This window comes from Streptomyces sp. NPDC104761, from assembly GCF_055583445.1.
On the sequence record NZ_JBVJNZ010000001.1, the window covers coordinates 460,164 to 485,417 of the forward strand.

Annotated in this window: 26 protein-coding genes; 15 read left to right on the forward strand and 11 right to left on the reverse strand. The window is 72.8% G+C overall.

Features of this window, described 5'->3' with window-relative positions; all coding sequences use genetic code 11:
* Positions 1-313: 313 nt before the first annotated feature.
* The gene (locus ACZ63F_RS02125) at positions 314-1,195 is read left to right on the forward strand and encodes an LLM class F420-dependent oxidoreductase (RefSeq protein WP_469707829.1); all 882 of its coding nucleotides are present in this window, start codon (positions 314-316) and stop codon (positions 1,193-1,195) included.
* A 94-nt stretch (positions 1,196-1,289) separates the two neighbouring features.
* Here the strand turns inward: ACZ63F_RS02125 and ACZ63F_RS02130 are convergent, their stop codons facing one another.
* On the reverse strand, positions 1,290-1,847 hold the full coding sequence (locus tag ACZ63F_RS02130) for an NAD(P)H-dependent oxidoreductase (protein WP_352364061.1): 558 nt from the start codon (positions 1,845-1,847) through the stop codon (positions 1,290-1,292).
* A gap of 102 nt (positions 1,848-1,949) precedes the next feature.
* Here ACZ63F_RS02130 and ACZ63F_RS02135 point away from each other — a divergent pair, with 102 nt between their 5' ends.
* The gene (locus tag ACZ63F_RS02135; protein ID WP_469707831.1) at positions 1,950-2,630 is read left to right on the forward strand and encodes a TetR/AcrR family transcriptional regulator; all 681 of its coding nucleotides are present in this window, start codon (positions 1,950-1,952) and stop codon (positions 2,628-2,630) included.
* Here ACZ63F_RS02135 and ACZ63F_RS02140 read toward each other — a convergent pair.
* Complete coding sequence (locus ACZ63F_RS02140; protein WP_469707833.1) at positions 2,605-3,786, reverse strand: FAD-dependent oxidoreductase; 1,182 nt, start codon at positions 3,784-3,786, stop codon at positions 2,605-2,607. The genes ACZ63F_RS02135 and ACZ63F_RS02140 overlap by 26 nt on opposite strands.
* Positions 3,787-3,795: 9 nt before the next feature.
* Positions 3,796-4,467, reverse strand: coding sequence for a TetR/AcrR family transcriptional regulator (locus ACZ63F_RS02145; RefSeq protein ID WP_469707835.1), 672 nt, complete (start codon positions 4,465-4,467; stop codon positions 3,796-3,798).
* Positions 4,468-4,748: 281 nt separating this feature from the next.
* On the opposite strand from ACZ63F_RS02145, the gene ACZ63F_RS02150 reads away from it, so the two are divergent.
* The gene (locus ACZ63F_RS02150; RefSeq protein ID WP_469707837.1) at positions 4,749-5,795 is read left to right on the forward strand and encodes a LacI family DNA-binding transcriptional regulator; all 1,047 of its coding nucleotides are present in this window, start codon (positions 4,749-4,751) and stop codon (positions 5,793-5,795) included.
* A 36-nt stretch (positions 5,796-5,831) separates the two neighbouring features.
* Here ACZ63F_RS02150 and trxA read toward each other — a convergent pair whose 3' ends face one another.
* Complete coding sequence (trxA, locus tag ACZ63F_RS02155) at positions 5,832-6,212, reverse strand: thioredoxin (RefSeq protein ID WP_352364070.1); 381 nt, start codon at positions 6,210-6,212, stop codon at positions 5,832-5,834.
* Positions 6,213-6,348: 136 nt separating this feature from the next.
* Here trxA and ACZ63F_RS02160 point away from each other — a divergent pair, with 136 nt between their 5' ends.
* Positions 6,349-7,776, forward strand: a complete 1,428-nt coding sequence (locus ACZ63F_RS02160) for a dihydrolipoyl dehydrogenase family protein (RefSeq protein WP_469707840.1) — start codon at positions 6,349-6,351, stop codon at positions 7,774-7,776.
* Positions 7,777-8,117: 341 nt separating this feature from the next.
* On the opposite strand, the gene ACZ63F_RS02165 is transcribed toward ACZ63F_RS02160, so the two are convergent.
* Positions 8,118-8,762 carry a peptide deformylase gene (locus ACZ63F_RS02165; protein ID WP_469707842.1) on the reverse strand — a complete coding sequence of 215 codons (645 nt, stop codon included), beginning with the start codon at positions 8,760-8,762 and terminating at the stop codon, positions 8,118-8,120.
* A gap of 123 nt (positions 8,763-8,885) precedes the next feature.
* Between ACZ63F_RS02165 and ACZ63F_RS02170 the strand changes: the two genes are divergently transcribed.
* Genes ACZ63F_RS02170 through ACZ63F_RS02180 form a run of 3 tightly spaced genes read left to right on the forward strand, consistent with a single transcriptional unit; the run spans position 8,886 to position 11,702 of the window.
* Entirely contained in the window at positions 8,886-10,298 is a 1,413-nt protein-coding gene (locus ACZ63F_RS02170; RefSeq protein WP_469707844.1) for a PepSY-associated TM helix domain-containing protein, read from the forward strand.
* A 60-nt stretch (positions 10,299-10,358) separates the two neighbouring features.
* Entirely contained in the window at positions 10,359-10,775 is a 417-nt protein-coding gene (locus ACZ63F_RS02175; protein WP_469707845.1) for a BlaI/MecI/CopY family transcriptional regulator, read from the forward strand.
* 6 nt (positions 10,776-10,781) lie between these two features.
* On the forward strand, positions 10,782-11,702 hold the full coding sequence (locus ACZ63F_RS02180) for a M56 family metallopeptidase (protein ID WP_469707847.1): 921 nt from the start codon (positions 10,782-10,784) through the stop codon (positions 11,700-11,702).
* Positions 11,703-11,766: 64 nt separating this feature from the next.
* On the opposite strand, the gene ACZ63F_RS02185 is transcribed toward ACZ63F_RS02180, so the two are convergent.
* Positions 11,767-12,126 (reverse strand): tetratricopeptide repeat protein, encoded by a 360-nt coding sequence (locus tag ACZ63F_RS02185; RefSeq protein ID WP_469707849.1) that lies wholly within the window; start codon positions 12,124-12,126, stop codon positions 11,767-11,769.
* Between the two features lie 151 nt (positions 12,127-12,277).
* On the opposite strand from ACZ63F_RS02185, the gene ACZ63F_RS02190 reads away from it, so the two are divergent.
* A complete protein-coding gene (locus tag ACZ63F_RS02190) occupies positions 12,278-12,592 on the forward strand; it encodes a DUF6343 family protein (protein WP_469707851.1) in 315 nt (104 codons plus the stop codon).
* Positions 12,593-12,594: 2 nt separating this feature from the next.
* Here the strand turns inward: ACZ63F_RS02190 and ACZ63F_RS02195 are convergent, their stop codons facing one another.
* A complete protein-coding gene (locus ACZ63F_RS02195) occupies positions 12,595-12,882 on the reverse strand; it encodes a hypothetical protein (protein ID WP_352364292.1) in 288 nt (95 codons plus the stop codon).
* A gap of 206 nt (positions 12,883-13,088) precedes the next feature.
* Here ACZ63F_RS02195 and ACZ63F_RS02200 point away from each other — a divergent pair, with 206 nt between their 5' ends.
* Positions 13,089-13,661, forward strand: a complete 573-nt coding sequence (locus tag ACZ63F_RS02200; protein ID WP_469707853.1) for a dihydrofolate reductase family protein — start codon at positions 13,089-13,091, stop codon at positions 13,659-13,661.
* Between the two features lie 40 nt (positions 13,662-13,701).
* Here the strand turns inward: ACZ63F_RS02200 and ACZ63F_RS02205 are convergent, their stop codons facing one another.
* Entirely contained in the window at positions 13,702-14,484 is a 783-nt protein-coding gene (locus tag ACZ63F_RS02205) for an Fpg/Nei family DNA glycosylase (protein WP_469707855.1), read from the reverse strand.
* 185 nt (positions 14,485-14,669) lie between these two features.
* On the opposite strand from ACZ63F_RS02205, the gene ACZ63F_RS02210 reads away from it, so the two are divergent.
* On the forward strand, positions 14,670-14,870 hold the full coding sequence (locus ACZ63F_RS02210) for a hypothetical protein (RefSeq protein ID WP_382729210.1): 201 nt from the start codon (positions 14,670-14,672) through the stop codon (positions 14,868-14,870).
* A gap of 127 nt (positions 14,871-14,997) precedes the next feature.
* A complete protein-coding gene (locus tag ACZ63F_RS02215) occupies positions 14,998-15,855 on the forward strand; it encodes a chitosanase (RefSeq protein WP_469707857.1) in 858 nt (285 codons plus the stop codon).
* 73 nt (positions 15,856-15,928) lie between these two features.
* Here the strand turns inward: ACZ63F_RS02215 and ACZ63F_RS02220 are convergent, their stop codons facing one another.
* From ACZ63F_RS02220 to ACZ63F_RS02230, 3 genes are read right to left on the reverse strand one after another with little or no spacing between them, the layout of a single operon-like run.
* Complete coding sequence (locus ACZ63F_RS02220; protein WP_469707858.1) at positions 15,929-16,735, reverse strand: SAM-dependent methyltransferase; 807 nt, start codon at positions 16,733-16,735, stop codon at positions 15,929-15,931.
* Between the two features lie 35 nt (positions 16,736-16,770).
* Positions 16,771-17,055: a DUF397 domain-containing protein gene (locus ACZ63F_RS02225; protein ID WP_469707860.1), complete on the reverse strand. Its 285-nt coding sequence runs from the start codon at positions 17,053-17,055 to the stop codon at positions 16,771-16,773.
* Positions 17,052-17,927, reverse strand: coding sequence for a helix-turn-helix domain-containing protein (locus tag ACZ63F_RS02230; protein ID WP_469707861.1), 876 nt, complete (start codon positions 17,925-17,927; stop codon positions 17,052-17,054). The genes ACZ63F_RS02225 and ACZ63F_RS02230 overlap by 4 nt, the downstream gene beginning before the upstream one ends.
* 285 nt (positions 17,928-18,212) lie before the next feature.
* Between ACZ63F_RS02230 and ACZ63F_RS02235 the strand changes: the two genes are divergently transcribed.
* The 4 genes from ACZ63F_RS02235 (at position 18,213) to ACZ63F_RS02250 (ending at position 25,221) form a co-directional block, all read left to right on the forward strand.
* Complete coding sequence (locus ACZ63F_RS02235) at positions 18,213-18,653, forward strand: ATP-binding protein (protein WP_469707862.1); 441 nt, start codon at positions 18,213-18,215, stop codon at positions 18,651-18,653.
* A 78-nt stretch (positions 18,654-18,731) separates the two neighbouring features.
* Complete coding sequence (locus tag ACZ63F_RS02240; protein ID WP_469707864.1) at positions 18,732-19,013, forward strand: hypothetical protein; 282 nt, start codon at positions 18,732-18,734, stop codon at positions 19,011-19,013.
* Between the two features lie 339 nt (positions 19,014-19,352).
* Positions 19,353-21,935 (forward strand): Pls/PosA family non-ribosomal peptide synthetase, encoded by a 2,583-nt coding sequence (locus ACZ63F_RS02245; protein WP_469707866.1) that lies wholly within the window; start codon positions 19,353-19,355, stop codon positions 21,933-21,935.
* 13 nt (positions 21,936-21,948) lie between these two features.
* Positions 21,949-25,221: a non-ribosomal peptide synthetase gene (locus ACZ63F_RS02250; RefSeq protein WP_469707868.1), complete on the forward strand. Its 3,273-nt coding sequence runs from the start codon at positions 21,949-21,951 to the stop codon at positions 25,219-25,221.
* Positions 25,222-25,254 lie beyond the last annotated feature (33 nt).

Sequence of the window (25,254 nt, forward strand, 5' to 3'; positions counted from 1 at the left end):
GATGTGGGGTTCTGCGGCTCGTATGCCCATGATCCGGGCGGTCGTGCGCTGACCGGGGGCCGCCGGTCGGCGGAAGCTCCCCGCCGTCCGGCGGGTGCCTGTCCGGAAGCACGCGCGGACACGCCGGGCCGCCGGAGCCAGGGCTTGACTTCGAGCGCGCTCCAGGATCTAGCGTCGAGGTCGCGGACGACGGTCAGTGCGGATGCGGACGACCGGTGCTGAACGTCGGCGCGGAACACCAGTGTGGAACACCGGCGCGGAACTCCGGCGCGGAACTCCAGCGCGGAACCTCAAGGCGGAACGGAGAACGGTCATGCGCGTGGGCGTGCACATCAACCGGTTCAACCACCCCGGCGGTGGACCCGCCCTCGGCGCCGAACTCGCCGCCGCCGGTGCCGCGGCCGAGGCGGCGGGCGTCAGCTGGGTCTCGGTGATGGACCACTACTTCCAGATGGAGTTCAACGGTGGCGCCGAGGACCCCATGCTGGAGGCCTACACCACTCTCGGCTACCTCGCCGGCCGCACCTCGACCGTGCGGCTCGGCGCCCTGGTGACGGGTGTGACGTACCGGCACCCGGGGCTGCTCGCCAAGATCGCCACCACCCTGGACGTGGTGTCGGGCGGCCGGGCCACCCTGGGCATCGGCGCCGCCTGGTACGACCGTGAGCACCACGGCCTCGGCGTGCCCTACCCGCCGCTCAAGGAGCGCTTCGAGCGGCTGGAGGAGACGCTCAGGATCTGTCTGCAGATGTGGGACCCGGAGAACGACGGTCCCTTCGAGGGCCGGTACTACCGGCTCGCCGAGACGCTCTGCGTGCCCGCGCCGGTGAGCACCCCGCACCCCGAGATCATGATCGGCGGCCAGGGCGAGAAGAAGACCCTGCGCCTGGTCGCCCAGTACGCCGACGCCTGCAACCTCATCCCCTCCTCCCCGGAGGAGCTGCGGCACAAGCTGGAGGTGCTGCGCGGTCACTGCGACGCCGTCGGCCGGGACTACGACAGCATCCGCAAGACCATCGCGTACGGCGCCGAGCCGGTCACCGCGGGCGACCTGGACGCCTTCACCCGGGACATCGAGGGCTACGCCAAGCTCGGCCTCGACACCGTCATCCTCGCGCCGCGCCTCGGTGAGACCTCGGGATGGATGGAGACCTTCGCCGCCCCGGCCGTCGAGCGGCTCGCCGGGATCGAGTGAGGGGGAGCGGGGAAGCGGGGGCGGGACGCGAGACGCGGGACGCGGGGCATGCGAAAGGGGCCGGCGGGTGTGCCGGCCCCTCTCGGGGGATGGGTCAGGCGGCCACGGCCACGTTGCCGTGCAGGCGGGCGACGACCTCGGTCAGCTGGGCGGCGACCTCGGTGTCGTCGGCCGGGTGGGTCTCGGCGAAGCGGGTCACCGAACCGGGGATCGAGAGCTTGATGTCCTCGATCACCTTGCCGCCGGCGATGCCCACGGCCTTGCGCGCCTCGTCCTGCGCCCACACGCCGCCGTACTGGCCGAAGGCGGTGCCGACGACGGCGACCGGCTTGCCGCCGAAGGCGCCGGCGCCGTACGGGCGGGACAGCCAGTCGATGGCGTTCTTCAGGACGGCCGGGATGGTGCCGTTGTACTCGGGGGAGAAGAGCAGGAACGCGTCGGCGGCCTGGGCGGCCTCGCGCAGCTTCGCGGCGGCGGCCGGGACGTCGCCCGCCACGTCGATGTCCTCGTTGTAGAACGGGATGTCGGCCAGGCCCTCGAAGACCTCGACGACGGCACCCTCGGGGGCGAGCTTGACGGCCGCCTCGGCGAGCTGGCGGTTGTGCGAACCGGCGCGAAGGCTGCCGACGAGCGCAAGGATGCGGACAGACATGGGGAACTCCAAGGGGGGGTGAAACACTGCCGTAACGAATCCGGACCACGGTCCGGATAATTTCTAACACGCTAAACGGACCTCGGTCCAGTTCTGTTCCCGATGCTTTACGCTGTCTTCATGTCCAGCGTCCTGCCGCCCCTCCCACAACCCCAGGAGCCCTTCGACACCCCGCAGTTGCTCGAGGTCGGACCCGCTCCCGAGGAGCCGTGCCTGCGCGCCGACGCGGCCCGCAACCGCGCCCGGCTGCTGGAGGCCGCCGCCCGGCTGATCGCCGAGCACGGGGTGGCCGGCGTGACCATGGAGGCGGTGGCCGCCGCGGCCGAGGTGGGCAAGGGCACGGTCTTCCGCCGCTTCGGCGACCGTACCGGACTGCTGATGGCGCTGCTCGACCACTCCTCGCGACAGCTCCAGGCGGACTTCATGGGCGGGCCCCCGCCCCTCGGCCCCGGCGCTCCGCCGGTCGAACGGCTGCGGGCGTTCGGCATCGCGGTGCTCTACCGCGCGGCCGAGCAGCTGGACCTCCAGCTGGCCGCCCAGCCCGAGCCCACCAGGCGCTACGCCAATCCGCCGATCCAGGCGCTGCGCACCCATATGACGGTGCTGCTGCGGCAGATCGATCCGGACGCCGACTGCGAACTGCTCGCCCAGACGCTGCTCGCCTACCTCGACCCCGCCCAGATCCACCATCTGACCAGGCAGTGCGGGATCCCGATGGAGCGCCTGGAGGCCGGCTGGACCGACCTGGTCGACCGCGTCACGCGGACGGCGCCGCCCCGCTGACGTCCGCCCCGCCGCCGTCCGGACCGGCGCCGGTGAACATGTCGACAAGGCCCTGCGGCGCGTCGGCCCGGAACAGCATGGCTCCGCTCGCCGCGGAGTCCGCGGCGGACCGCGCGGCACGCGTGAACATCTTCTCCTCGTAGGCGGCCACGGCGGCCTCGGGGTCGCCGGGGTGCGCGGCGAGCGCGAGCCCCAGGTCCGCGCCGTCGATCAGCGCCAGGTTGGCGCCCTCGCCGGCGAACGGCGACATCAGGTGCGCCGCGTCACCGAGCAGGGTGACCCCGGGGACCCGGTCCCAGCGGTGGCCGACCGGCAGGGCGTGGATCCGCCGCGGCACCAGCGGGCCCTCGGCGTCCGCGACCAGCGCCCGCAGACTCTTGTCCCAGCCGCCGAAGTGGTCGAGCACGGCCCGCCTGGCGGCCTCGGTGTCGGTGAAGTCGATCCCGTCCAGCCACTCCTCGGGCACCTCCACCGCCGTGTACACGTGCAGGCTGCCGTCGCTCTCCCGGTGGGCGAGGAATCCCCGGCCCGCGCCGAGCGCGAACAGCATGCCCCCGCCGACCACTTCGGCGCTCACCGGGTGCCGTACGTCCGCGTCCGGCAGGTCCGCCTCCACGAACGAGACCCCGGTGTACGCGGGCCGCGCGTCGGAGACCAGTGGGCGGATCCGGGACCAGGCGCCGTCCGCGCCGACCAGCAGATCGGTCGTGAAGGAGTCGCCGTCCTCCAGGGTCACCTCGTGCCGGCCGTCACCGAGCGGGCGGGCGCCGGTGACCTTCGCGCCCCAGCGGATCACGCCCTCGGGCAGGGAGCCGATCAGCAGCCGGCGCAGCTCGCCCCGGTCGATCTCGGGCCGCCCGCCCGCGCCGTCGTCGGGGATGTCCAGCAGGACCCGGGCGTCCTTGTCCAGGACCCGCGTCGCCTGGCCGCCCGCGTGGACGTGCGCCAGGAACGCGTCGTACAGCCCGGCGGCGCGCAGCGCCGGCTGGCCGGAGTCGTCGTGGATGTCGAGCATGCCGCCCTGGGTGCGGGCCGTCGCCGACGCGTCGAGGTCGAAGGCGGCCGCCTCGACGCCGTGCACCCGCAGCACCCGGGCGAGCGTGAGCCCGCCGAGACCGGCTCCGACGACCGCTATGGGGTGGTGGGCAGTGGACATGGGGGTCTCCTAGTCATGGGGTTCGGGTACGGCGGTGTGCTCGATGCCGTTGATCAGGGCCTGGAAGGCCCAGGACACGCGGGCCTCGGGGGTGCCCGACAGAAGCACCCCGGAGGCGGCGGCGATGTGCGGATGGGTGCGGTCCGACACCCGGCTCAGCGCCCGGCCGAGGGCGTCCCAGTCCTCCTGGGACGCCTCGCCCGCGTGCTCCGCGGCGGTCGCGGTGGCGCGCTGGAGCAGCAGGTCGACGCCCCAGGCGGCCCGCTCGCGCGGTACCCCGCCCTCGTCGAGAAGGCCCAGCAGGGTCTCGATGAGGTCCAGGTAGTGCGGGCCGCTCGGCCACGCGGTCAGCGCGGAGCGGGCGAGGCTCGGATACTCCATGAGCATCCGCGTGTACGCGATGAGCACCTGCTCCAGCCGCTCCCGCCAGCCGCCCTCCGCCGGGGCCGGGCCGACGGAGCCGAGGAGCTCGTCCAGGACCGCCGCGTGCAGCTCGGCGGTGTTGCGGACGTAGACGTAGAGCGAGGCCGGTCCGGTGTCGAGCTCCTGGGCCAGGCGTCGCATGGTGACCTTCTGCAGGCCCTCGGCGCGCAGGATCTCCACGGCGGTGGCGACGATGCCCTCCCTGGTCAGGGCGGGCTTGGCGGGACGCTCCCGCCGGGAGCGGGGAGTTGCTGGCATGCGCCCACCATAACGAACATGTTCGTTGCGAACAAGTTCGTGACGTACATGTTCGGCCCATCGTGTGAAGGACCCCTGGATCGGCTGATCAAGGCCCACGCGGACGGCCCTGGGAGCCTGCGCGGACGGCCTGGGGGCCTGCGCGCGGACGGCCTTGGGAGCCTGCGCGATGGGCCTTGGGGTCCGCGTGATGGGCCTTCGGGGCGGCTGATCAGGGTTCAACTCGTCGAACGGTGAACCACCTTGCCCCGCCGGTCCCCCGTCCCCGGGGTTCTGCCAAGATGCCGTACGTCATGGTGCACATCCCGAAACCGCCCTCGGCAGCGTCGCCGGTCCCGCGCTCGGTCCCCACGAGCGCCGATGTGGCCCGCCTGGCGGGCGTCTCCCGCGCGACCGTCTCCTACGTCCTCAACAACACCAGTGCCGTCCGGATCAGCGAGCCCACCCGCCGCCGGGTCCACGAGGCCGCGAAGGAACTCGGCTACGTCCCCCACGCGGCCGCCCGCAGCCTGCGCGCCGGACACAGCCGGATGGTCCTGATGCCCGCCCCCGCCATCGCGATGGGCCCGCTGTACGGGCAGTTCATCAACGAACTCCAGTGGGCCCTCAGCCGCCTCGACTACACGGTCGTCCAGTACGGCACCGTCGGCCTGCGCGGTGACGAAGCGGCCCGCGCCTGGGCGGAGTTGAGGCCGGTGGCCGTGCTGGTCCCGGACGCCGAACTGGGCCCCGAGGGCGTCGCGGTCCTCAAGCGGGCCGGCGCCCGTGGCGTGGTCACCTTCGGCCCCGAACGCGTCGAGGGCGCCCACGCCCTGCTGATGGACCACGACGCCGTCGGCCACTGCGCCGGACGCCACCTGTACGCCCGCGGCCGGCGCCGGATCGGCGTGGTCGTCCCCGAGGAGACCGGCCTGGAGACCTACTCCCGGCCCCGTCTCGAAGGCGTGCGCCAGGCCCTGCGCGGCACCGACGCCCGGGTGACCATGGTGCCGCTCGCCTTCACCGAGCAGTCGGCGGCCGAACTCGCCGCACGCTGGCCCGAGTTGGAGATCGACGCGGTGTTCGCGTACAACGACGAGTACGCCATGCTGCTCATGCGCGCCCTCCAGGACGCGGGCGTGCGCATCCCCGGGGACACCGCGGTGCTCGGCGCCGACGACCTGATGCTGGGCCGGCTGCTGCGGCCCCGGCTCTCCACGATCCACATCGACCTGCCCTCCGGCCGGGAGCTGGCCGAACTGGTCGACCGCGTGGTGCGCGACCCCGGCGCCGAACCGGAGACGCACCGGGTGCTCGGCGCCTCGGTCGTGCAGCGCGAGTCCAGCTGACCCCGGCCGGCGCCGCGCCGCTCGGCCTGCCGGTTCCTACTCGCCCTGCGTGGCGTCCTGCTGCGCGGCGATGCTCTTGCGGACCTCGTCCATGTCCAGCTTCCGGGCCTGGCCGATGACGTCCGTCAGGGCGGCCTCCGGCAGGGCGCCGGGCTGGGCGAAGACGGCGACCTGGTCGCGGACGATCATCAGGGTCGGGATCGACTGGATGCCGAAGGCCTGCGCCAGCTCCGGCTGCGCCTCGGTGTCCACCTTGCCGAAGACGAGGTCGGGGTTGTCCTGGGCGGCCTTCTCGTAGACCGGCGCGAACATCCGGCACGGGCCGCACCAGGACGCCCAGAAGTCGATGAGGACGAACTCGTTCTCGGTGACCGTCTGGTCGAAGTTCTCCTTGGTGAGCTCCACGGTGCTGCTCATGCGTGCTTCCCTCTTCCTGACGTGGGGGGCGCCCCGGGGCGGGGCGGAACCGCTCGCGACAACATGTCCGGCCGGGCAGGTATTCCGCCTGCCTACCCGTGTGGCCTCCGCGCACACCACCCGCAAGACTGGCCCCATGACGGAAACGGAATCCATCGCTTACGACGTCGTGGTGCTCGGGGCCGGGCCCGTGGGGGAGAACGTCGCCGACCGCACCCGTGCGGCCGGCCTCACCACCGCGGTCGTGGAGAGCGAACTCGTCGGCGGCGAATGCTCGTACTGGGCCTGCATGCCCAGCAAGGCCCTGCTGCGCCCGGTCATCGCCCAGTCCGACGCCCGCCGCCTGCCGGGCCTCGCCCAGGCGGTCCAGGGCCCCCTCGACACCGCGGCGGTCCTCGCCCGCCGCAACTACTTCACCTCGAACTGGAAGGACGACGGCCAGGTCGCCTGGCTCGACGGCATCAGCGCCGACCTGTACCGCGGCCACGGCCGCCTCGCCGGACCCCGCACGGTCACCGTGACCGGCCCCGACGGCACCCTCACCACCCTCACCGCCCGGCACGCGGTGGCCGTCGCCACCGGCACCCGCGCCCAGCTGCCCGACCTGCCCGGCCTCGCCGAGGTGAAGCCCTGGACCAGCCGCGAGGCCACCAGCGCCCAGCAGGCACCGGGCCGGCTGATCGTCGTCGGCGGCGGTGTCGTCGCCACCGAGATGGCGGCCGCCTGGCAGGCCCTCGGTTCCCGGGTCACCCTCCTGGTCCGCGGCAAGGGCCTGCTGGGCCGCATGGAGCCGTTCGCCGGCGAACTCGTCGCCGACGCGCTCAAGGAGGCCGGCGTCGACGTCCGCACCGGAACGTCCGTCCGGTCGGTGACCCGGGAGGACGGCACGGTGGTGGCCGTCACCGACGGCGGCGACCGCATCGAGGCCGACGAGATCCTCTTCGCCACGGGGCGCGTCCCGCACACGGACGACATCGGCCTGGACACGGTCGGTCTGGAGCCGGGCTCCTGGCTGTCCGTCGACGACACCCTCCTGGTCGAGGGCACCGACTGGCTGTATGCCGTCGGGGACGTGAACCACCGGGCGCTCCTCACCCACCAGGGGAAGTACCAGGCCCGGGTCGCGGGCGCGGCGATCGCGGCGCGGGTCGCGGACACGCCGCTGCTGGACGAGCCGTGGGGTGCGCACGCGGCCACCGCCGACCACCACGCCGTACCGCAGGTCGTCTTCACCGACCCGGAGGCGGCGGCCGTCGGGCTCTCCCTCGCGGAGGCGGAGCAGGCCGGGTACCGGGTGCGGGCCGTCGACGTCGAGTTCTCGTCCGTCGCCGGGGCCGGCCTGTACGCCGACGGCTACAAGGGGCGGGCCCGGATGGTGGTCGACCTGGAGGCGGAGATCCTGCGCGGGGTCACGTTCGTGGGGCCCGGGGTGGGTGAGCTGATCCACTCGGCGACGATCGCGGTGGCCGGGGAGGTGCCGATCAGCCGGCTGTGGCATGCGGTGCCGTCTTATCCGACGCTGAGCGAAGTCTGGTTGCGGCTTCTCGAGGCGTACCGGGGGTAGGGCCGAAGGGGGGCCTGGGGCTGCCGGCCGACTGCGGCGCTGTCGTGGCTGGTCGCGCAGTTCCCCGCGCCCCTACGGGGCGCTGTAACCGAGGGCCCGGCGGCCGTCGCCGGGGGTAGGGCAGAAGGGGGGCGGGGGGCCTGGGGCTGCCGGCCGACTGCGGCGCTGTCGTGGCTGGTCGCGCAGTTCCCCGCGCCCCTACGGGGCGCTGTAGCCCAGGGCCCGGCGGCCGTCGCCGGGGGTAGGGCAGAAGGGGGGCGGGGGGCCTGGGGATGCCGGCCGACTGCGGCGCTGTCGTGGCTGGTCGCGCAGTTCCCCGCGCCCCTGACGGGACGCTGTGGTCACGGTAGTTCGAAACCCAGGGCCTCGGCGGCCGTTGCCGGGGTCGGTTGGGTCCAGCGATCCGCCATGGCGGTGTTGGAGGACAGTGAGCGCAGTTCCGCCCGGTCCAGGTACAGCGTGCCGTCGAGGTGGTCGGTCTCGTGCTGGACGATGCGGGCCGGCCACCCCGTGAACACCTCGTCCAGGGGGTGCCCGTGCTCGTCCGTGCCGGTCAGCCGGACGCTCGCGGGCCTGGCCACGACCGCCTGCCAGCCCGGCACGCTCAGGCAGCCCTCGAAGAACGCGGCGCGGGCGGTGCCGACGGGTTCGTAGACCGGGTTGACCAGCACCCGGAACGGCTGCGGGACCCGGCCCCGGGCCACCGCCACCTCCTGCGGCACCGGTGCCGGGTCCTCGATGACCGCGATCCGCAGCGGGACGCCGACCTGGGGTGCGGCGAGGCCCACGCCCGGTGCCGCGTGCATGGTGATCCGCAGTGCCTCGACGAAGCGGGCCAGCAGGGCCGGGGCCAACTGCCCGTCGTACGGCTCGGTTCCGCGCCGCAGCACCGGGTCGCCGGCCGCGACGATGGGCAACGGGCCGCCGGGAGCGAGGAGTTCCTCGACCCGCTCGGCAAGGGGTGCGCGATCGCTGGGAGATGCCATCGGGCCAGCATGTCATGGCGTGGCGTGTGACTCAGGCCACTTCTGGTGCGGGGAACTCCGCCGGAGGGCGGTCCGACTACTGGACCGTCCCCGCCCCGCAACCAGTCCCCGGAGAAGCCCTCGATGTCCATCGCCCCCTCGACCTCCACGGACGAGGTCCCGCAACCCACCGCCCCGGCCGCGTCCCCGAGCCGCTGGGCCCCGCTGCGTCCCCTCGTCCTGCGCCTGCACTTCTACGCCGGCGTCCTGGTCGCCCCCTTCCTGCTGGTCGCTGCCGCCACCGGCCTGCTGTACGCCTTCTCCTTCCAGGCCGAGAAGCTGGTGTACGCCCATGAGCTGACCGTCCCGGTGGGCGGGAGCAAGCTGCCGGTCTCCGAGCAGGTGGCCGCCGCCCGCGAGGCCCACCCCGAGGGCACGGTCTCCGCGATACGGCCGTCGCCCGAGGCGGACGCGACCACCAGGGTGCTGCTGTCGGGCGTGCGGGGCCTGGACCCTGACCACACCCTCGCGGTGTTCGTCGACCCGTACACCGGCAAGGTACGCGGCGCGCTCGAACAGTACGGCTCGACGGGGGCGCTCCCGCTGCGCACGTGGATCGACGAACTCCACCGCGACCTGCACCTCGGCGACACCGGGCGGCTCTACAGCGAGTTCGCGGCGAGTTGGCTGTGGGCGATCGCGGGCGGCGGCCTGGTGCTGTGGTTCGCCCGGCGGCGGGCGCTGCGCAAGGTGCGCGGCACCAGCGGGCGGCGACGCACGCTGGGCCTGCACGGCACCGTCGGCGTCTGGGCCGCGGCCGGTTTCGTCTTCCTCTCGGCGACCGGCCTGACCTGGTCCACCTATGCCGGCGCCACCATCGACGACCTGCGCACCTCGCTCGGCCAGGCCACCCCCGCCGTCTCCGCGGCCGCGAGCGGCGGTGAGCACGCGGGACACGGTGCCGCGGCCGGGACCGGCGGTGACGCCGGGCACGGCGTGGGCCTGGACAAGGTGCTCGCGGCCGCCCGTGCGGAGGGGCTGGGCGACCCCGTCGAGATCGTCCCGCCCGCCGACGCCAACAGCGCCTACGTGGTGCGGCAGGTCCAGCGCAGCTGGCCCGAGAAGCAGGACTCCGTCGCCGTGGACCCGGGCACCGGCGAGGTGACCGACGTCCTGCGCTTCGCCGACTACCCGGTCCTCGCCAAACTCACCCGCTGGGGCATCGACCTGCACACCGGCATCCTCTTCGGCCTGGTCAACCAGCTCGCCCTGGCCGTGCTCGCGCTCGCCCTGATCCTGCTGATCGTGTGGGGCTACCGCATGTGGTGGCAGCGCGGCCGCGGCTCCGCCTTCGGCAGGCCGATCCCGCGCGGCGCCTGGGCGGAGGTCCCGCCGTACCTCCTCGTCCCGGCGATGGCGATGGTCGCGGTCCTCGGCTGGTTCGTGCCGCTGCTCGGGATCCCGCTGGCCGCCTTCCTCGCCGCGGACATCGTGCTCGGCGAGATCGCGCACCGTCGCGGCCGCCGCACCTACGGGGGCAGGGCCGGCGTGAAGTAGCGTGGTGGGACACGCCGATGCGCGTGTCACCACATGCCGACGCCGGAGGGAGACGGGGCTATGGCGCGGGCCCGGCGCAGGCAGGGGGAGCTGGAGGGCCAGGTGCTGGGCGCGCTGCGCGAGGCCGGCGGCCCCGTCAGCGCGGCCTGGGTGCAGGAGCGGCTCGGCGGCGACCTCGCCTACACCACCGTCGTGACCATCCTGACCCGGCTGCTCGCCAAGGACGTCGTCGCCCGCGAACGGCAGGGCCGCTCCTTCCTGTGGACGCCCACCGCCGACGTCGCCCGGCTCGCCGCCCTGCGGATGCGCCGGCTCCTCGACGGCGAACGGGACCGGGAGGCGGTGCTCGCCAGCTTCGTCACCGCCCTGCCGCCCGGTGACGAGCAGGTGCTGCGGGCCCTGCTGGACGCCGCGGGGCCGGGCCCGGTGAAGACTCGGACCATCCCGCCCGCGGACTCCGGCGGTACGGAAGACTGACCGCCCATGGGGGTCTTCGTCTTCCTGCCGCTGGTCCTGCCGCTGACCGCGTGGCCCGTCGCCCGGCTGGCCGAGGGTCGGCTGCACCCGCGCGCCGCCACCCGGCTGCTCACCGCGGTGGCCGTGGTCATGGGCGGCTGCAGCACGCTCTGCCTCGCCCTGCTGATGGTGGTCGGCACCGCCCAGCTCCCCGGCAACCCCCTCCCGGACGGCTGGTCCGACCCCGAGGTACGGGCCGCCGTTCCGCACGACAGGATCGCCGGCCGCGCCGCCATCCCCGCCCTCGCCGCGGTCGCGGTCCTGTGCGGCCGCACCCTCCACCGCCACCACCGCATCACCCGGCGGGCCCGCCGGACGCTCACCGCACTGCCCGGCCGTGCGGTCGCCGTGCTGCCCGACAGCACCCCCTACGCCTACGCGCTCCCCGGCCGGATCGTCGTCACCACCGCGCTCCTGGACGGCCTCGCCCCGGGCGAACGCCGGGCCCTGTTCGCCCACGAACGCGCCCACCTCGCCGCCCGGCACCACCGGCACCTCCTCGCCGTCCACCTTGCGGCACGCGCCAACCCCTTCCTGCGGCCCCTGCGCACCGCCGTCCGCTACACGGCCGAGCGCTGGGCGGACGAGGAGGCGGCCCGCTCGGTGGCGGACCGGCGCACGGTCGCGCGGGCCATCGGCAAGGCCGCGCTGCTCTCCGTGGGCACCCCGGTGCCGACGCCGGCCGCGGTGGCCGCCACCGGTCCGGTGCCGCGCCGGGTCGCCGCGCTGCTCGGCCCCGCCCCGGTGGCCCGCAGCCGGCCCTCCGCGTTCACCGCGGCCGGCCTCGCCGTCTGGGGCGCCGCCGTGGGCACCCTCGTCTCGGCGATGTCCTCGGCGAACGCGGCGGTGACGCTGTTCCTGATCCTGCGCGCGGCCGCGCCCCTGTGACGGCCCGTACGACGGCGAAAGGGGCCCCTGGCCATGTCAGGGGCCCCTCCTCGTCGGTTGCCGCTCACTCCTGCGGGAAGTCCCCGGCCAGTGCCGAGGCGATCCGCAGGTGTGGCTCCGCCTCCTCGTGCCGGGCCTGCCGCTGGAGCGTACGGCCCAGCATCAGCCGGGCGTAGTGCTCCACCGGGTCGCGCTCGACGATCTCCCGCAACTCGGCCTCCGCGCGGCGCAGTTGGGCCGAGTGGTAGTAGGCGCGCGCCAGCAGCAGCCGGGGTCCGGTCTGTTCCGGCGCCTCCTCGACCAGCCCGGCGAGCACCTGCGCGGCGCCCGCGTAGTCCTTGGCGTCGAAGAACAGCTGCGCTCGCGCCCAGCGCTCGGCGGCGGTTCCCCGGTCGTAGTACGTGGTGTCGTACGTCGTGTCCACTCGTGACCTCCTTCGGCGGCGACAACGTACCGAGTTGGTTGAAAATTCCACCAACTCTGCGGAGGGGCTGTGCGGAGGGACTGGTTTGGCGGTGCCGGTGCGGGCAACGCGACGGTGGACGGACACCCGACCGCCGGGGAAGGGGATAGCCGTGGACCACGAGCCCACCGAGCGGGCGCGCCCCGGGGCGACGGGCGGCCGCCGTGTGGGGACCGGTGCCGAACCGGTCACCGCCCGCAGCCCGGTGCGTCTGCGCCGGCTGCTGAGCGGTCTTTTCCTGCCCCTGTTCGCCATGGCGGCAGCGCTGTTCGCCGCCTGGGCGGTCGCCTCCGGGGCGGGTGACAGCCCTGGCCGCGGCGCCCTGGTCACCCTTGCCGTGGTCTGTGCGGTCCTCGCCGTGGCGGCGGCCGTGGACCTGCTGGTCGTGGGTCGCAGACTGCGCAGGGAGCGCGTCGGCCCCCGGTGAGGTCAGGCCCCGGCGGCCGGCCCCGTGAAGCGGCCGGACGCGGTACCGGGGCCGCCTTCGCGCGGGCCGTGGCGGTGGTGGAGCGCGCCGCCGGTCATGACGGCCAGGGCCAGGCAGAAGATCAGCGCCAGCGCCAGACCGGCGCAGAAGATCGCCAGCGGGCCGAGCGTGGCGATGTGGTGGTCGAGCACGGACACGGTGTAGCCGGGCCCGCCGGACATGTTGCCGACGATCGCCAGGGCGGTGAAGGCGACGGTCGCCGCGAGCAGAAGCAGTCCGAGGAACAGCATCCCAGTCATCTCCTCAGGTCCGCGGGGGAACGGTCCTGCCCGGTCGAGTACCTGAGAAGCGGGGGACTACACGGCGTCGCCTGCCTCCGGTGTCCGTGACGCCCGCCTCCGACAAGTCGAGTTTTCTTGACAAATTTAATTGTCGGTTGGAGGGTGGGAGGGACCGCGGAGCACCGCGGCAGACCCCGGACCGCGAGGACACCGTGATGCGTACCCTGATCAGCACTGCCTTCGTCTCCCTCGACGGCGTCGTCGAGGCTCCGGGCGGCGAGCCCGGCTACCGGAACTCCGGATGGACCTTCAAGGGCGTCGAGTTCGCCCCCGAGGCGTTCGAGATCAAGGAGCGGGAGCAGAAGGAGTCGACCGCGGTCCTGATGGGCCGGACCAGTTACGAGGCGTTCAGCCCGGTGTGGCCGGACATGGCGGAGTTCGCGCGCTACAGGACACTGCCGAAGTACGTCGTGTCCACCACCCTCACCGAGGGCGACCTGGTGTCGAACTGGGGGGAGACCGCGATCCTGCGCTCGGTCGACGAGGTCGCCGCCCTCAAGCAGACCGAGGGCGGCCCGGTCATTGTGCACGGCAGTGCCGCGCTCAACCACGCGCTGTCCGACGCCGGCCTGATCGACCGCTACCACCTGCTGGTCTATCCCCTCCTGCTCGGCGCGGGCAAGCGGTTGTTCAGCGCCACGGACAAGGACACCCAGCAGCTGAAGCTGGTCGAGCACGAGGTCTACGCGAACGGCGTGCAGAAGAACGTCTTCGACGTCGTCCGCTGACCGCGTGCCGCTGCCGGCCCGGCCTGCGCCGGGTGCCGCGTCAGTGCTGGCAGGCCGGGCACCAGACCGTGCGGCGGCCGGAGACGCGGCGGGAGCGCAGCGGGGTGCCGCAGCGCGGGCAGGCCGGATCGGTGTCGTCGCGGTGACCGGTGAGCCAGCCGGGGCAGGGTGGTACGCGGGACGCGCGGCAGGAGGTGGCGAGCACGCGCCCCATCGCCGTGAACACCCGACGTGCCTCGGCCTCGTCGAGGTCGCGGGCCGGTCGTCCCGGCGCGACCCGGGCCCGCCACAGGATCTCGTCGCAGAGCAGGTTGCCGAGACCGGCGACGGCGGACTGGTCCATCAGCAGGCCCTTCACGGTGCCCCGCCGCCCGGCGAGCAGTGCGAGAAAGTCCCCGCGGCCGATGTCGAGGGCGTCGGGTCCCAGTCCTTCCAGTAGGTGCGCCACCGCGCCGGGCCCGTCGGCCAGCCGCACGCCCTGGAGTTTGCGCTGGTCGCGATAGCGCACCTGCCGTTCGCCGTCGAGCGTGAGAATCAGCCGGTCGTGCCGGTGCAGGGGATCGCCGGCCGAGGCCGGTATGAGCGCACCGGTCATGCCGAAGTGCCACACCAGGGCCGGGCCGTCGCCGACCGGCGCGACCAGCAGCTTGCCGTGGCGGTGCGGCAGGCCCAGCCGTCGGCCCTCCACCTCGCGCCGCAGCCGCCGTACGCCGACGCCGCGCAGGACGCCCGCGTCCCGCACGTCCACGTGCCGGACGCGGCGCCCCCGGCCGCAGGAGTCCAGCACCTCACGGAAACCCTCCACGTCCGGCAGTTCAGGCATCATTCCTCCCGGCGGCGATCTCGTCGTGCCCACCGCGGACCGGGTAGCCGCCCGCGTGCCCGCCAACCGTCACGAGGAGCGGAGGCCGGGGGCGGCGCCGGCTCGTCCCCGTGCCGCTCGAGGGCGCGGCCCGCCGCATGATCCGGGCCGCCCGGGGGCATCCGGAGACTATGGAAGGCGCGCCTGTGATCGTGCAGCCGCCCGGCCCCGACGGCGGCCGGCGGGTCACCATCCGCGGGGAGTACGTCGGCATCGCGTACCACCTGCTCGACATCGTCGAGTTCCTGCGTCGCGCGGGCCTGCCCGAGGCCAGTACGACGGTCGACGATCCCGAGCTGATCGAGTGGCGCGGCATCGGCCCGCAGGCCTGGACCGCCACCGGCTGACCCCGGGCCGCGCCGGCGGCCTTGTTCGACTCTACGAACTTTCTGCGTGACGGGTACACATCAGCGCGCTCAACTGATAGGAAACCTTCCTATCGGTGAACCTCCTCAACCCCCCACTGGAGCCGCTGTGCGGAACCCGAACGACACCACCACGACCCACCCCGTCCTGACCTCCCGCCGCACCCTGCTCGCCCTGCTCGGCGCGTCCGCCGTCGGTGCCGGAACCGTGCTGCTGCGCCCGGGGCACGCCTCCGCCGCCGCGCCGGCCGCGAGCTGCGTGGGCCTCGACGACCCGGCGAAGAAGGAGATCGCCATGAAGCTGGTGTCGAGCGCGGAGAACTCCTCGCTCGACTGGAAGGCGCAGTACAAGTACATCGAGGACATCGGCGACGGCCGCGGCTACACGGCCGGGATCATCGGCTTCTGCTCCGGCACCGGCGACATGCTCGACCTCGTCCAGCTCTACACCGACCGCAAGCCCGGCAACGTGCTCGCCAAGTACCTCCCCGCCCTGCGCCGGGTCAACGGCACCGACTCGCACAGCGGCCTGGACCCGAACTTCCCGGCGGACTGGCGCAAGGCCGCCCAGGACACCGCCTTCCAGCAGGCCCAGAACGACGAACGCGACCGCGTGTACTTCAACCCGGCCGTGCAGCAGGGCAAGACGGACGGGCTGGGCACGCTGGGGCAGTTCACCTACTACGACGCCATCGTCATGCACGGCGACGGCGACGACCCCACCAGCTTCCGCAACATACGCAAGCGCGCCCTCGGCCACGCCAAGCCGCCGGCGCAGGGCGGCAACGAGAAGACGTACCTCAACGCCTTCCTCGACGCCCGGGTGTGGGCCATGAAGCAGGAGGAGGCGCACAGCGACACCACCCGGGTCGACACCGAGCAGCGGGTCTTCCTGAACAAGGGCAACCTGTGCCTGAACACCCCGCTGGACTGGAAGGTGTACGGCGACAGCTACCACATTGGCTGACACCCCCGGGCTGTCGTACCGCACCCCCATGCGGTACGACAGCCCGGAGGCTGTTCCCCCCTCGCAGTGGCCTCTACGGCTTGATGCCCACCCCGGTCCACAGGCTGACCTCCGCGTCGGTGGCGGTCGGCTCGGCGTCGGGGCGCCAGCGGTGGCCCACGGACACGCCGGGTTCGAGCAGTTCGAGCCCGTCGAAGAACCGCGCCACGTCCGCCCGCGAGCGGAACTGCACCGGCGTTCCTGCGTTGTTGTAGATGTCGGTGACCTTCTGCCAGGTGTCCGGGTCGAAGTCGGGCGTGCAGTGGCTCAGGGCCAGCGCGCTGCCCGGGGGAAGCACGTCCAGCAGCCGGCTCACGATGCCGTACGGGTCCTGTGCGTCCGTCACGAAGTGCATCAGGGCGTTCAGGGACAGCGCCACCGGCCGCCCGAGGTCCAGGACCTCCGCCAGTTCCGGGGCGTCGAGCAGCGACTGCGGGTCGTTGACGTCCGCCTCGATGTAGGTGGTGCGGCCCTCGACCGTGCTGCGCATCAGCCGCTCGGCGTACTTGAGCACCAGCGGGTCGTTGTCGGCGTACACCACCCGGGCGTCGGGGACCACGGACTGCGCGACCTGGTGCAGGTTCGGCTCGGTGGGGATGCCGGTGCCGATGTCGAGCCACTGCCGGATGCCGTGTTCGCGGGCGAGGACGCGGGTCGCGCGGTGCATGAAGGCACGGTTCTCCCGGGCGCAGACGAAGATGCCCGGGTAGGCGGACGCGACGGTCTCGGCGGCCACCTTGTCGACGTCGAAGTGGTCCTTGCCGCCCAGGTAGTAGTCGTACATGCGGGCGGAGTGGGGCCTGCTGGTGTCGATGTCCCGCGCCGCGGGCGAGTTGGTCATCCTGAACCTTTCAGAGGGGGTGGGTGGGGGAGGTGTCAGCCGGTGGTGAGGTGGTCGGCGAGGCCCCGCTTGACCCCCGCGACGAACGCGGTGATCTCCTCCGGGGTGTAGATCAGCGCGGGGCCGGCCGGATCCGTCGACTGCCGCAGGGCGATCCTGCCGTCGGCGAGCTGTTTCGTCTGTACGCACTGACCGCCGTTGGGGCCGCTCCAGGGCGACTCCCAGCCCTGTTCCCCCAGGTCCGATGCGGGCATGCCGTTGTACACGTCGTGGACCCTGCCGTCGCAGCAGGTGTCGAAGGAGGCGTCGAAGGTGGTCATGAGTACTCCTTGCGCATACGGTTCAGCAGCGCCCTGCTCTGCGTGTCCGAAGTGAGCAGGGACATGCGGTTGTGCGCCTCCAGGTGGGCGACGACGTCGGAGCGCTGGTCCAGGTACATCGCGCCGGAGAGGACCTCGGTGTAGACGACGTCCGGCAGTTCGGGCTCCGCGAACCGGAAGTAGGTGAACGGGGCGCACACGCCCACGTGGGCGCCGGCGGTGAACGGGACGACGTCGACGCTGACGTGCGCCAGCTCCGAGGCCTCAAGGAGCCGTTCGATCTGCTCCCGCATCACCTCGGGCCCGCCGACCACCCGGTGCAGCACGGCCTCCTCCATCACCACCCACAGCGTCGGCGCGTCGGAGCGCTCCAGCAGGGCCTGGCGGCGCAGCCGCAGGTTCACCCGCCGCTCCAGATCCTCGTCGCTGTCGTTGGGGAAACCGCCGCTGAGCACATGGCGGGCGTACTCCCGGGTCTGCAGCAGCCCCGTGGCGTAGTGCGGCTCGTACGTGCGCAGGGTCGTCGCGCCGGTCTCCAGGCTCACGTAGGCGCTGAACCAGGTGGGCAGCACGTCCCGGTAGGTGTGCCACCAGCCGGGCTCGTTGGCCCGCTCGGCGAAGGCGACGAACTCGTCGCGCTCCTGCCGGTCGGCGCCGAAGGTCTCAAGCAGTTTCTCCACGTAGAGGGGCTTGAGGGTGACCTCCGCCTTCTCCAGACGGCGGATGGTCAGAGGGGTGACCCGAAGCGCCCGCGCCGCGTCCTCCAGTGACACGCCCGCTTCCTGCCGCCGCTCCTGGAGCCTGCGGCCCAGGATCATGCGCAGCACGGTGGGCGCACTGGTGCTCCCCGCGTTCGAACGGCTTTCGCTCACGCCCTACCTCCTGAGGGACTGTCACCCGGTCGAGTGTGGCAGGCACTTGCTGAAGCGGCCAGACCGAAACCGGCATGCTGAAATTATCAGGGAGTCGGTTGCAGCCTGAACTCGCATGCGCGCATGATTACTTGAGTAACCGCGGCCACGAGCACGGACGACGCCACGGACCCCGTCAGACCGTTGCCCAGTCCTGCTCGCCCGGCCGCTCCGCTCCACCCGTTCTGCCTGCTCAGCCTGCACCGCCCGCTCTCCGCCGCGCCCGTCTCACGGAAGGCAGCCATCGTGTCCCCCCACGCGACCACCCCCCGCGACCTGTTAGACGTAGACGCACCCGACCGTGCGCACTGGCTCGAACTGCCCTCGCACCGTTCCAGCGTGCGAGTCGCCCGTCGCTCCGTGAGAGCCAGGCTCACCGGGTGGGGACTCTCCCGCGAGGTGTGCGAGGACGCGGTGCTGCTGGTGTCCGAGCTGGCCACCAATGCCGTCATCCACACGCTCAGCGTGCGGATCCTGTGCGGCATGGGGCTCGTCGGCGACGGATGCGTGCGGCTGGAGGTCCACGACCACGACTACTCCGGCGACGGGCTGCCCCGGCGCGACCCGGGCCCCGACGACGAGGGCGGCAGGGGGCTGCTGCTCGTCGAGCAACTCGCCGACTCCTGGGGCGTCGACCGGTCGAGGCTCACCAGCGGCCACGCGGTGTGGGCGACGCTGACGGTCTGACGGGAGAGCCAACGGCACTGTCGAGGGCTGGAGTTGCCGATTTCGTGCGGGTGTGGGGGCCCGCATATGATCTTGGTCGTGACTGCGCAGAACTCTGACAAAACGCCCTCCCGTAAGCAGCGACTGCAGGAGAAGCAGCGCCGGCAGCTGGCGGTGGTCGACACCGTCGACAAGGCCGAGGTGAAGGTCCGCAAGGCGGAGGCCGAACTGGCCGTGGCCGTCGCCGAGGCGGTCCAGGTGTTCGGTGACGAGCGTGCCGCCTCCGAGGGGCTCGACATGCCCGTGGAGGCCGTACGCCGCTTCGTCGGGATCGCGGCGCACGAGACCGCCGTCGCGGCGGCGGGCGGCGCCGACGGCTGACGCGACCCGGGGATCCGTGCCCGTGCGCCGCCGGTGAGGGCTCCCGCCGGCGCGGCACGGATCCGGTCACGACCACCGCCTGCGGTGGCTCTGTTCCGCGGCCGATGCCGATGCCGATGCCGATGCCGCTGCCCGTGCCGGGTGCTGCCGGCCGGGGGGCCGCCGTTCGGGTGATTCGCACGCTCGTCTTCCGGGCGTGAAACCAAAGGAACGCGGGCCTGCCGGCGCGTGCCGGGCGGTCGCGCCCACCCAGGGGACAAGTGGCAGGTAAGCCTCTTATCCGGACAAACTGAATCCGCCGGTTCGTGATCAGGAACATCCCGTTCTCCAGGAGATCGCATGGTGGAACAGTCCTCCGAGGTCGTTTCGGAGCCGGATGAACCTGCCGTCGTCCTGACCGGAACCGGCCCCAGGGGGGCGGAGACCGAGCGGCGACTCGCGCAGGCACTGGCCGACCTCCTCGACGCCGAGACCGTCCCGGTCGACGGCCACTTCTTCACCGACCTCGGTGCCAACTCCCTGGTCATGGCCCAGTTCTGCGCACGAATACGCAAGGCCGCCGACCTGCCCTCGCCCTCCATGCGGGACATCTACCGGCACCCCACGATCCGCAGCCTCGCGGCGGCGCTCGGCGAGACCGCCCCCGCCCCCGCCGATCCGGTGCCCGCCCCGCAGCCGCCCGAGCCGTCACCGGCACCGGGCCCGCGCCCCGCCCGGTGGAACCATCTGGTCTGCGGAACCCTCCAGTTGCTGGTCTTCCTGGGCTACTCCCTGGTCTCCGGATACGTCACCGCCACGGGATACGAGTGGATCGCCACCGGCAAGGGACTGGCCGACGTCTATCTGCGGTCGCTGCTCTTCGGAGGCGCCGCGTTCGTGACGCTGTGCACCTTCCCCGTCGTCGCGAAATGGCTGCTCGTCGGCCGCTGGCGCCCCCGCGAGTTCCCCGTCTGGGGCCTGACCTACCTGCGGTTCTGGCTCGTCAAGGCGCTGCTGCACGCGAACCCGATGGTCTTCCTCACCGGGACCCCGCTGTACGTGCTCTACCTGCGGGCCCTCGGCGCCCGCATCGGCAAGGGCGTCACGATCCTCTCCCACTCCGTGCCCGTCTGCACCGACCTGCTGACCATCGGCGCGGGCACGGTGATCCGCAAGGACTCCTTCTTCCTCGGTTACCGGGCGCACGCCGGACACATCCAGACCGGCCGCATCACCCTCGGCACGAACGCCTTCGTCGGCGAGAAGACCGTCCTGGACATCGACACCTCCGTCGGCGACGGCGCCCAACTCGGCCACTCCTCCGCGCTGCACCGCGGCCAGGCGGTCCCGGACGGCGAGCGCTGGCACGGATCCCCCGCGGAACCCACCAGGACCGACTACATCCGGATCGCCCCGGCGCACTGCGGCACCCTGCGGCGTGCCTGGTTCGGCCTCGGCACGCTGCTTCAGCTGTTCCTCCTGTACGTCCCGCTGGCCATCGGCGGCGTCTACATGGTGTTCACCGAAGTGCCGGTGATCGGCAAGCGGCTCGACCCGACCACGGCCGCGCTCGGCTGGTCGCAACTGCTCCCCGACGCAGCTCTGCTCTCCGCCGTGCTGTTCTTCGGGTTCCTCGTGGTCGGACTCGCGGCCCTGTGCACCCTGCCGCGCCTGGTGGGCCTCCTGGTCAAGCCCGACAAGGTCTACCCGCTCTACGGGTTCCACTACGCGCTGCAGCGCACCACGGCCCGCATGACGAACGTCAAATTCTTCGCCTGGCTCTTCGGCGACAGCTCCTACATCGTGGGCTACCTCCGCGGCATCGGATACGACCTGTCACGGGTCGAGCAGACCGGGTCGAACTTCGGCACCGAGGTGCAGCACGAGACACCCCTGCTGGTCAGCGTCGGCAGCGGGACGATGGTGGCCGACGGCCTCTCCGTCCTGAACGCCGACTTCTCCAGCACGTCCTTCCGGCTGTCCCGGGCGACGATCGGGGCGCACAACTTCCTGGGCAACAACATCGCCTATCCGGCGGGCGCCAGGACCGGTGAGAACTGCCTGCTCGCGACCAAGGTGATGGTGCCCCTCGACGGCGAGATCCGGGAAGGGGTCGGGCTGCTCGGCTCACCCTGCTTCGAGATCCCCCGCTCGGTGGACCGCGACGCCGGCTTCGACCACCTCCGGACCGGCGAGACGTTCCGCCGCCGGCTGGCCGCGAAGAACCGCTACAACCTCTGCTCCATGGCGCTCATGCTGTTCGTGCGCTGGCTGCACACCTTCGCGCTCACCCTCTTCGGCCTCGCCTCCGTGGACCTGTACGGCGTGGTCGGACAGGTGATCATAGCGGGCTACTTCGCGCTCACCCTCGCCTTCTCCGCCGCCTACTTCGTCCTGGTGGAGCGCTGCCTCGCCTCGTTCCGCGCACTGCGCCCGAGGCTCTGCTCCATCTACGACCCGTACTTCTGGTGGCACGAACGGCTGTGGAAGGTCCCGGACCACTTCCTCAACATCTTCAACGGAACCCCGTTCAAGAGCCTGGTCTGGCGGCTGCTGGGGGTGCGCATCGGCCGCAGGGTGTTCGACGACGGCTGCTACCTGACCGAGCGGACCCTCGCCACCATCGGCGACGACTGCACCCTCAACGCCGGCAGCAAGATCCAGTGCCACTCGCAGGAGGACGGCACCTTCAAGTCCGACGTCACCACGATCGGCGCCGGCTGCACGCTGGGCGTCGCCGCCCATGTGCACTACGGCGTGACCATGGGCGACGGTGCGGTGCTCGCACCCGACTCCTTCCTCATGAAGGGCGAGGAACTCCCCCCGAACGCCCGGTGGGGCGGCAATCCCGCGGTGGACATGCCGGACGGCGGCAGCCGGTCCGCAGGCACCGGCCGGGTCACGACAGCAGCCGACGACGCCGCCACGGCGACCGTGAGCTGAGGAAGGTCATCCGATGGGAACGCGCGTGGAGACGGACCGGGAGTTCTGGACCCGGACACTGACCGCCGGCGGCGCCACCGCCGTGCCCCGCTGGGTCCGGCACCCGGCGCCGGGAACGGCCGGACACCGCACACCGGTGCCGGACGACGTGACGCGGGCGGTGCGGCAGATGGCCGGCCGGCAGGGCCTGCCGGTCCGTGCACTGCTGCTGGCCGCCCACCTCAAGGTGCTGGCCGCGCTCTCGGGCGAGCCGGACGTGGTCACGGGCCTGGTCACCGACGCCGGCGGCGAGCCGCTGCCCTGCCGGGTGACCGTCCCCCCGGGAAGCTGGTCCGCCCTGCTCACGGCCGCCGGCCACGCCGAGGCGGAGGTGTCGGCCCACCGGGACCACCCGGTGGCGAAGCTGCGCGGCGAACTCGGCCTGACCGAGCCCCCGTACGAAACCGCCTGGGGCCGATTCGGAGTCCAGGCGGCCCACGCCGACGGATGCGTCCTGGACGTGCGCTGGTCCGACCGGGACGGCCGGATGACGCTGCACGTGCGATACCGCACCGACGTCCTGGACGCCGAGGCCGCCGCCCGCATCGGCGGCTACCACCTCACCGCGCTGCGGCTGCTCACCGCGGACCCCGGCGCCGACCACACCCGGCAGAGCCTGCTCTCCGCCGAGGAACGGTACGAGCAGCTGGAGGGCCTGGCCGGGCCGCACCGCCCGCTGCCGGACGCCCGCGCGCACGAACTGTTCGAGCAGCAAGTGCGGGCGCATCCACAGGCCGTGGCGGCCGTGCACGGCACGCGGGAGTGGACGTACGACGAACTCAACCGCCGCGCCAACCGGCTGGCCCGCGCCCTGCTGGCCCGGGGACTGGGCCGGGAGGACGTCGTCGCCGTCGTCTCCGAGCGCACCCTCGACTGGCCGGCGGCGGTACTGGCGGTGTTCAAGGCGGGCGGCGTGTACCTGCCGATCGAACCGCACTTCCCGGCCGGCCGCATCGAGGCCACCCTGTCCCGGGCCGGCTGCCGGCTCGTCCTGGCCGAGCCCGGCAGCACCGCCACCCTGGACGGGGCGCTGGCCGCCCTGCCGGACGTCGAGAAGCTGCCGTTCGACGCGGCGTACGCCGAACCGCACGCCGACGACGACCCCGGGATCCGCGTCGACGCCGGTCAACTCGCCTACATCTACTTCACCTCCGGCTCCACCGGCGAGCCCAAGGGCGCGATGTGCGAGCACGCGGGCATGCTCAACCACCTCCACGCCAAGATCGACGACCTGGAGATCGGCGCGGGGACAGTGGTCGCGCAGACCGCCCCGCAGTGCTTCGACATCTCCCTGTGGCAGCTCGTCGCCCCGCTGCTGGTCGGCGGGCGGACCCTGCTGGTCGAGCAGGACGTGATCACGGACGTGGCCCGGTTCACCGACACCCTGGTACGCGGCCGGGTCGGCGTGGCCCAGCTCGTGCCGTCGTACCTGGAGGTCGTGGTCTCCTACCTGGAGAAGCACCCGCGCACCCTGCCGGACCTGCGGTACGTGTCGGTGACCGGCGAGGCGCTGAAGCGCGAACTGGTCCAGCGCTGGCTGGCGGTCCAGCCGGGCATCGGCCTGCTCAACGCCTACGGGCTGACCGAGACGTCCGACGACACCAACCACGAACTCCTCACGGAGGTGCCCGACCGGGTGCTGCTCGGCCGGCCCGTCAACAACGTCCGCGTCCACGTCGTCGACGAGCACCTGGCACCGGTACCGCTGGGCGCCCCGGGACTCATCGCCTTCTCCGGCGTCTGCGTGGGCCGCGGATACGTCAACGACCCCGAGCGCACCCGGGAGGCGTACCGCAGCGACCCGTACCGGCCGGGCGAACGCCTGTACCTGGGCGGCGACTGGGGGCGCTGGCACCCCGGCGGCAAGCTGGAGTTCCTGGGCCGCCGGGACAGCCAGGTCAAGATCCGCGGATTCCGGATCGAGATCGGCGAGATCGAGAACTGCCTGCTGCGGGTGCCCGGCGTACGGGACGGCGCGGTGGTCGTCGCCGAGCGGACCGGCGGCGGCAAGCAGCTCATCGCCTTCTACTCGGGCGACCGGCAGGACCCGGAGGCCCTGCGCGAGGCGCTCGGCGCGACACTGCCCGCCTACATGGTGCCCTCCGCCTTCCACCGGCAGGACAGCCTGCCGCTGACCGCCAACGGCAAGATCGACAAGAAGGCCCTCACCAGGCTGGCCGAAGCCGCCCCCGCCGGCGAGGCACGGCGGGCGGACGGCGCCCCGCACGGGGCCGACGCGGGTGGACTCAGCGCGACCGAGCGGAAAGTGGCCGCCGCCTGGGCCGAACTGCTGGGGGTGCCCGAGGAGCAGGTCGGCCGCACCGACCACTTCTTCGACTCCGGCGGCACCTCCCTGACCGCGGTCAGACTCAGCCTCGCCCTCGACCGCGCGGTGTCCCTGAAGGACATCACCCGGCACCCGGTCCTCGCCGACCTCGCCGCCCTCCTCGACGGCCCGGCCCGGCAGCGCCCCGAACTGCTGCTGACCCTGGCGGACGGGAACGGCACCCCCGGGAGCGCCCTGGTCTGCTTCCCGTACGCGGGCGGCAACGCGGTCAACTACCAGCCGATGGCGGGTGCGCTCGCGGGCAGCGGCCTCGCGGTCCTGGCCGTGGACCTGCCCGGCCACAACCTGGCCGAACCCCCCGAGCCGTTCGCGTCCGTCGAGGAGGTGGCCGAGCAGGTCGCCGCCGAGATCACGGCACGCGGCCTGACCCGGGTCCTGCTCTGGGGCCACTCCTCGGGAACCGCACCGGCCGTCGAGACGGCCAGGAGGCTCCAGCAGCGGGGCGTACCCGTCGAACGGCTCTTCCTCGCCGCGCACCTGCTCGGGACCGCCGCCGAACGCCGCACCGCCGTCGCCGAGCTGGCGCACCTGAGCGACGCCGAGATCGCGGCCCGCCTGGCCGCGGACGGCGGCCACCCCGAACTCGCCGAGCTGAACCCGCGGCACGCCGCCCACATCGCCGCCGCATACCGGCACGACTGCGCCGCGGCCCACCGCTACTTCGGCTCGGCCCTGGAAGCCCCGCCGTCCGCCAAGCTGCCCGTCCCGGTCTCGGTGGTCGTCGCCGCCGACGACCCGCACACCGCCGGCCACGCCCGGCTGCACCGGGACTGGCTGCTCCTTGCCGACCGCGTCGAGCTGCACGAACTCGCCGACGGCGGCCACCACTTCCTGCGCACCCGCCCCACCGAGGCCGCGCAGGCCGTCCTGACCACCGTCCTCCCCCTCGCCTCCTCCTGACCCGTCACACCCCAGGCGGGCGACCGAAAGGAA